This window comes from Promicromonospora citrea, assembly GCF_013004695.1.
GTDB lineage: Bacteria > Actinomycetota > Actinomycetes > Actinomycetales > Cellulomonadaceae > Promicromonospora > Promicromonospora citrea.
Map to the genome: position 1 here is coordinate 22,133 of NZ_JABEMG010000057.1, position 6,391 is coordinate 28,523.

At 72.3% G+C, this 6,391-nt stretch carries 6 protein-coding genes; 2 read left to right on the plus strand and 4 right to left on the minus strand.

From position 1 onward, the window contains the following. Positions 1-5: 5 nt before the first annotated feature. Together HLB15_RS12495 and HLB15_RS12500 are read right to left on the minus strand one after the other, a co-directional pair. Positions 6-1,172, minus strand: a complete 1,167-nt coding sequence (locus HLB15_RS12495; protein ID WP_171106098.1) for an AI-2E family transporter — start codon at positions 1,170-1,172, stop codon at positions 6-8. Between the two features lie 121 nt (positions 1,173-1,293). Continuing rightward, positions 1,294-1,728, minus strand: a complete 435-nt coding sequence (locus HLB15_RS12500; RefSeq protein WP_212759809.1) for an ester cyclase — start codon at positions 1,726-1,728, stop codon at positions 1,294-1,296. Between the two features lie 102 nt (positions 1,729-1,830). Between HLB15_RS12500 and HLB15_RS12505 the strand changes: the two genes are divergently transcribed. Further along, positions 1,831-2,673, plus strand: a complete 843-nt coding sequence (locus tag HLB15_RS12505; RefSeq protein ID WP_171106099.1) for a helix-turn-helix transcriptional regulator — start codon at positions 1,831-1,833, stop codon at positions 2,671-2,673. Positions 2,674-2,830: 157 nt separating this feature from the next. Here the strand turns inward: HLB15_RS12505 and dnaB are convergent, their stop codons facing one another. Then, positions 2,831-4,195 (minus strand): replicative DNA helicase, encoded by a 1,365-nt coding sequence (dnaB, locus tag HLB15_RS12510; protein WP_171106105.1) that lies wholly within the window; start codon positions 4,193-4,195, stop codon positions 2,831-2,833. A 382-nt stretch (positions 4,196-4,577) separates the two neighbouring features. Between dnaB and HLB15_RS12515 the strand changes: the two genes are divergently transcribed. Next, complete coding sequence (locus HLB15_RS12515; RefSeq protein ID WP_229784911.1) at positions 4,578-5,921, plus strand: MATE family efflux transporter; 1,344 nt, start codon at positions 4,578-4,580, stop codon at positions 5,919-5,921. A 78-nt stretch (positions 5,922-5,999) separates the two neighbouring features. Here HLB15_RS12515 and HLB15_RS12520 read toward each other — a convergent pair. After that, positions 6,000-6,391 (minus strand): winged helix-turn-helix domain-containing protein (locus HLB15_RS12520; RefSeq protein WP_171106101.1); only part of this gene is annotated, 392 nt, incomplete at its 5' end.

The following is a 6,391-nucleotide window of genomic DNA, read 5'->3' on the forward strand; positions in this document are numbered from 1 at the left end:
CCGGCTCAGACCGTCTCGGCGCGCTTCTGCCGCGCGAAGCGGGCGGGCAGGTCCGGGCCGTCCCACACCTGGATCGCCCGCCAGATCGAGGCGGCGATCGGCACGGCGAGCACGGCGCCCGTGATACCGACCAGGACCGTGCCCGCCGTCAGCGCGAACAGGATGACCAGCGGGTGCAGCCGCAGCGTGCGGCCCATGACGATGGGCTGGAGGAAGTCGCCCTCGAGCTGGTTCACCGCGACCACGATCGCGACCACGATCAGGGCCTCGACCGGCCCGACGGCGACGAGCGCCACGAGCGCGGCGAGGACGCCCGCCAGCGTGGCGCCGACCAGCGGGATGAATGCCAGCAGGAAGACCAGCACCGACAGCGGGATCACGAGCGGCACCCCCACGATCGCCAGGCCGATGCCGATGCCGATCGCGTCGACCGCCGCCACGATCGCCGTCCCGCGGACGTAGCCGCCCAGCGTGGCGACGGTCGCCGCGCCGACGCGGCGGCCCCGCTCGTAACGGTGCCCCTCGAACGGCCGCAGCAGGAACTCCCACATCGCCGGGCCGTCCTTGAGGAAGAAGAACAGCACCACGATCATGATGAAGAAGCCCGCGACGAAGTCGGCGGTCTGCGAGACACCGGCCAGCGCGCCCGAGCCCACGGCGTCGGACTGCAGCAGGTTCACGGCCGCGTCGCGCACCGACGCGACCTGCTCGTCCGTGATCTCGAACGGCAGCCGCTGGACGTAGGTCTGCAGCGAGTCGAAGCCGTCCAGCGCCTGGGCCTGCAGCTCCTCCCACTGGTTCACGACCGCCAGCACGACGAGCCACACGATCCCGGTCAGCAGCGCGACGAGCGCCAGCAGCGCGATCCAGGTGGCGACGATCGCCGGGAGGCCGGTCCGGCGCAGCACCGAGACGAGCGGGAAGATCGCCGCCGCCAGCACCAGGGCGATCAGCACCGGCACGACGACGAGCGTCAGCCGCGTCCCGACGTAGCCGAACACGGCGATGACCGCGATGACGGCCAGCACCTGCAGCGACCGCGTGCCGACCCGGCCGAACCCGTCCGACCACAGTCGCGACGTGGCGCTCCCGGCCGGGGACTCGGGCACGACGAGCGTCCCCGGGACCTCGTCCGCCACGGGGCGGGGTGCACGACGGCGGAAGAGACCCATCGCGTGTCCTCCTTCGTCGCGTCGGCTGCGTCCTGCAGCAAGTCGTTGACCTGCTCCGACGGTAGTGCGACCCCGCCCCGGTCGCGCGCGGGCGCGCCGGGGCGGGGTCGCGGGGCCGGGGTCAGCCGGCGAGCTGCGCCTGCACGGCGGCGGCGTCCATCAGGTACCACATGTGCTTGAACCGCCCGTCGACCACCTCGTAGAACGCGGTCTCCGCGAACGTGACCGTGGCACCGGTGGGGGCGAGGCCGTTCCACGGGGCCACCGGCGTCCCGGTGTCGACGAGCCTCGCCGCGACCCGGTTGCCGTCGACGAGCAGCTCCTGGATCTCCCACGACAGGTCCGGGACGGCCTCGGTGTGGCGCCGGAACTCGGCCACCATGTCCTCCCGGGAGACGGGTGTGCCGTTCATGAGGACCTCGTCGTGCGCGAACTCGTCCATGCGGTCGAAGTCGCGGCTGTTCGCCAGCTCGACGTAGCGGCGGTAGAAGTCGCGCAGCGTGTCCGGCGTCATGGTCGACGTCGGTGCTGCGGGTGCTGTGGTGTGCGTGTCCATGCCGACGACCCTGCCGCCGCGCCGGGGGCCGCACCAGAGACCGCCCGAGGGGCGTACCGGCAGGGCGACCCTCGCGCCCGCCCCCCGTGGTACGACTGGGACGTGGCCGTCAACTCCCGTGAGCTCGCCGGCAGCCTGCGTACCTGGCGCGACAGGGTGTCGCCCGCCGACGCCGGGCTGTCGACCGGCCCCCGGCGGCGGGTGCCCGGCCTGCGCAGGCAGGAGGTCGCCGAGCTCGCCGGGCTCTCGGTCGAGTACCTCGCCCGCCTGGAGCAGGGCCGCGCCGGGCAGCCGTCGGACGCGGTGCTGGCATCGCTGGCCCGCGTGCTCCGGTTGTCCGACCAGGAACGGGCGCACCTGTTTCGTCTCGCGGGCCAGGCCGAGCCCTTGTCCGGACAGATCAAGCGCCACGTCACACCCAGCGTGCAGCGCATCCTGGACCGGCTGACCGACACGCCCGTGACCGTGGTCGACGCGTCGTGGCAGTGCGTGCTCTCCAACGCCATGGGCTACGCCCTGACCGGTGACACGACCCGGCTGCCGCACCGGGAGCAGAACCTCGCGTGGACCACGTTCATGAACGCCCCGACGCGCTACGTCCGGACCGACGAGGAGGAGCGGCTCCTGCGCCTCGAGGTCGTCGCCGACCTGCGCGAGGCGTGGGTCCGCTACCCGCAGGACGCGATGCTCCGTGAGCTCATCGCGGACCTCCGGTCGGTCAGCCCCGCCTTCGTGGAGCTGTGGGAGCAGCGCGTGCCCCCGCAGCCGACGCCGGTCACCCGGACCTTCCTGCACCCGGACCTCGGGACGATCACCCTCGAGTGCGACATCCTCACGGTCCGGGACAGCGACCTGCGCCTGCTGGTCTATACGGCGGCGCCCGGCAGCGAGGCCGCAGGTCAGCTCGACCTCCTGGCGACGATCGGTCTCCAGCGGCTCACCTGAGACCCGCGACCGGTACCGGGCGCCGCTCCTGGCCGCTCCAACTCGCTGAGATCTGGTGCTCCCGGTGAGATCTGGCTGTGCACAACCAGATCTCACCGGGAGCACCAGATCTCAGCGAGTTGGCCGCTGCCCGGCCTCTGACCAGGCGTCCGCCGCCTCAGACCTGCATGTCCACGAATCGCTGGTAGTGACCCTGGAAGGCCACCGTGATCACGTCGGTGGGGCCGTTACGGTGCTTGGCCACGATGAGGTCGGCCTCGCCGGCGCGCGGCGACTCCTTCTCGTAGGCGTCCTCGCGGTGCAGCAGGATCACGACGTCGGCGTCCTGCTCGATGGAGCCGGACTCACGCAGGTCGGACATCTGCGGCTTCTTGTCGCTGCGTTGCTCGGCGCCACGGTTCAGCTGCGAGATCGCGATGACCGGGACCTCGAGCTCCTTCGCGAGCAGCTTGAGCGAACGCGAGAACTCCGAGACCTCCTGCTGGCGCGACTCGACGCGCTTGCCGGACGACATGAGCTGCAGGTAGTCGATGACCACGAGTTTGAGGTCGTGCTTCTGCTTGAGCCGCCGACACTTGGCGCGGATCTCCATGAGCGACATGTTCGGCGAGTCGTCGATGAACAGCGGGGCGTCGGAGATCTTGCCCATGGTGGCGGCGAGCTTCTGCCAGTCGCCGTCGTCCATGTTGCCGCTGCGCATCTTGGTGAGCGGCACACGCGCCTCGGCCGCGAGCATACGCATGACGATCTCGTTGCGGCTCATCTCCAGGGAGAAGATGACCGAGGTCATGGAGTGGTGGATCGCCGCGTGCGACGCGACGTTGATCCCCAGGACCGACTTGCCCACAGCCGGTCGTGCGGCCACGACGATCATCTGGCCCGCGTGCAGGCCGTTGGTCAGCCGGTCGAAGTCCGAGTAGCCCGTCGGGACGCCGACCAGACCCTCGCCGCGGCCCTGCGCCGCGTCGATCTCGTCGAACGTCGGGCCGATGATGTCGGCCAGCGGCAGGTAGTCCTCGGACGCGCGCCGCTCGGTCACCGCGTAGACCTCGGCCTGGGCGTTGTTCACGACGTCGTCGACCTCGCCGCCGTCGGTGGCATAACCCATCTGCACGATGCGGGTGCCCGCCTCGACGAGGCGGCGCATGATCGCGCGCTCCCGCACGATCTTGGCGTAGTACCCGGCGTTGGCCGCCGTCGGCACCCCGGCCATGAGGTCGTGGATGTACGGCGCCCCGCCCACGCGGCCGAGCTCGCCGCGCCGCTGCAGCTCCGCGACCACGGTGATCGCGTCGGCCGGCTCGCCACGGCCGTAGAGGTCGATGATCGCGTCGTAGACGGCCTCGTGCGCCGGGCGGTAGAAGTCGTTGCCGCGGATCTGCTCGATCACGTCGGCGATCGCGTCCTTGGACAGCAGCATGCCGCCCAGCACGCTCATCTCGGCGGCGACGTCCTGCGGCGGGGTGCGGTCAAGGCCGGGGCCGGGCCCCGAATAGCTCGACTCGAGCTCCTCGATCGACATCCGCACCTCCTGCTTCCTCATGTTCGCGTCACACCGGCGCGCGCGGACCGCGCCCCGACGTCCTCCACCTGTTCTACTCCCCACCACTGACACCCCGGGGGACGCCAGGCCCGACACGCCCTCGTGCCGTGCGCGACCGCCGTGACCGACGCAGCCACCGGAGCACGTGTGCGCCGACAGCCTCGCCGACGCTAGGCGTCCGCGAACCCGAGCGCAACGAGACCTGTGGACGAGCCTGTGCACGACCGTGTGGAAAGGTGGCCCAGGGCTGTGTACAGCGGGTGGACAACCTTCTCCCCAGTTGTGGATAAGCCCTGTGTAAAACATCACCATGGTGTCTGACCTGCGTCGACGCCACCCCCAGCCTGTGGAGGAAAGAAACTTGGGCGAGTCGCGCCACATCCCCGGCCCCGGACGGTCTCTCGACCGGGAGATCCTCGCCCTCGCCGTCCCCGCGCTCGGTGCGCTGATCGCCGAGCCCGTGTTCGTCCTCGTCGACAGCGCGGTGGTCGGCCACCTCGGCACCGCCGAGCTCGCCGGCCTGTCCCTGGCCAGCAACGTGCTGCTCACCGTGGTGGGGCTGTGCATCTTCCTCGCCTACACGACCACGGCGTCCGTCGCCCGCCTGACCGGCGCGGGCAAGGAGCGCGCGGCGCTGCAGTCGGGCATCGACGGCGTCTGGCTCGCCGTCGGCATCGGCGCGGTGCTCGCGGCCGGCCTGCTGCTCGCGGCCCCGCTCACCGTGACCGCTCTCGGCGCCGACGGCGACGTCGCGCGGCAGGCCGTGATCTATCTGCGCTGGTCGGCGCCCGGCCTGGTCGGGATGCTCGTCGTGCAGGCGGCGACCGGCGTGCTGCGCGGGCTGCGGGACACCCGCACGCCGCTCGTCGTCGCGGCGGCGGGCGCCGTGCTCAACACCGTGCTCAACGTCGTCCTCGTCTACGGGGTCGGCCTGGGGATCGCGGGCTCCGGCCTCGGCACCGCCGTCACGCAGGTGCTCATGGCGGGCGTGCTCGGCGTGATCGTCGTACGGGGCGCCCGCGCCCGCGGTGCGAGCCTGCGCCCGCACTGGGCGGGCATCCTGTCCGGCGCCCGCGCCGGCGGGCCTCTCGTGGTCCGTACGCTCAGCCTGCGGGCCGCGATCCTGCTCACCGTGGTGGTCGCGACCGACCTCGGCACGGTCACGCTCGCCGGGCACCAGGTGGTCAGCTCGCTGTGGGGCCTGTCCGCCTTCGCGCTCGACGCGCTGGCGATCGCCGCCCAGGCCCTCGTCGGGCACGGGCTCGGGGCCGGCGACGTCGACCACGTGCGCTCGGTGCTGCGCCGCTGCCTGCAGTGGGGCGTCGCGGCGGGCGCCGTGATCGGCGTCGTGCTCGCGGCGACCGGGTGGTGGCTCGCGCCGCTGTTCACGGCCGACCCGCAGGTGCGCGTCGCGATCGCCGTCGGCATCGCGGTGTGCGGCGTGCTCATGCCGATGGCCGGCTGGGTGTTCGTGCTCGACGGCGTGCTGATCGGCGCGGGGGACGGCCGTTACCTCGCGTGGGCGGGGATGGCGACGCTGGTGGCCTACGTCCCGGCCGCGCTCGCCGTCGCCGCCTGGGCGCCGGACGGCCCCTCCGGCCTGGCCTGGTTGTGGCTCGGCTTCGCCGGCGTCTTCACGGCGGCGCGCGCTGTGACGACGGGGTGGCGGGCGCGTGGCGACCGGTGGATGGTCGTCGGCGCGTGAGCCGTGCGTGCTGACTACCTCGCCGGGTGACTACCTCGCTGAGTGACTACTTCGCCAGGTGACTACCTCGCCAGGTGACTACCTCGCGACGCGGAGGCGGTAGCCGACGCCGCGGACCGACTCCACCTCGACGTCACGCACGGGGGCGAGGCGCTTGCGCAGCCGCTTGACCGCGGACGTCACGGGGTCGGAGTCCCCCAGGTAGGGGAGCTGCCACACGCGTGCGGTGAGCTCGGCGAACGACCAGACCCTGCCCGTCTCCAGGGCGAGCGTGGCCAGCAGGTCGAACTCGCGCGCCGACAGGTACACGCGCCGTCCGCGCGCCGTGACCTCGCGCGCCGCGAGGTCCACCAGCAGCGATCCGGCCACGAGCGGTTCGGGCGTGGGCGGCGGCGCCACCATCGGGACGGGCCCCGTCACGGCGGGCAGCGCACCCGTCGCGGCCCGCATCGCCGCCGCCGTGGCGGGCG

Excerpts from the sequence above, each read along its gene's own strand:
- HLB15_RS12495 (WP_171106098.1), bottom strand. The coding sequence starts at position 1,172 with ATGGGTCTCTTCCGCCGTCGTGCACCCCGCCCCGTGGCGGACGAGGTC.
- HLB15_RS12500 (WP_212759809.1), bottom strand. The coding sequence starts at position 1,728 with ATGGACACGCACACCACAGCACCCGCAGCACCGACGTCGACCATGACG.
- dnaB (WP_171106105.1), bottom strand. The coding sequence starts at position 4,195 with ATGTCGATCGAGGAGCTCGAGTCGAGCTATTCGGGGCCCGGCCCCGGC.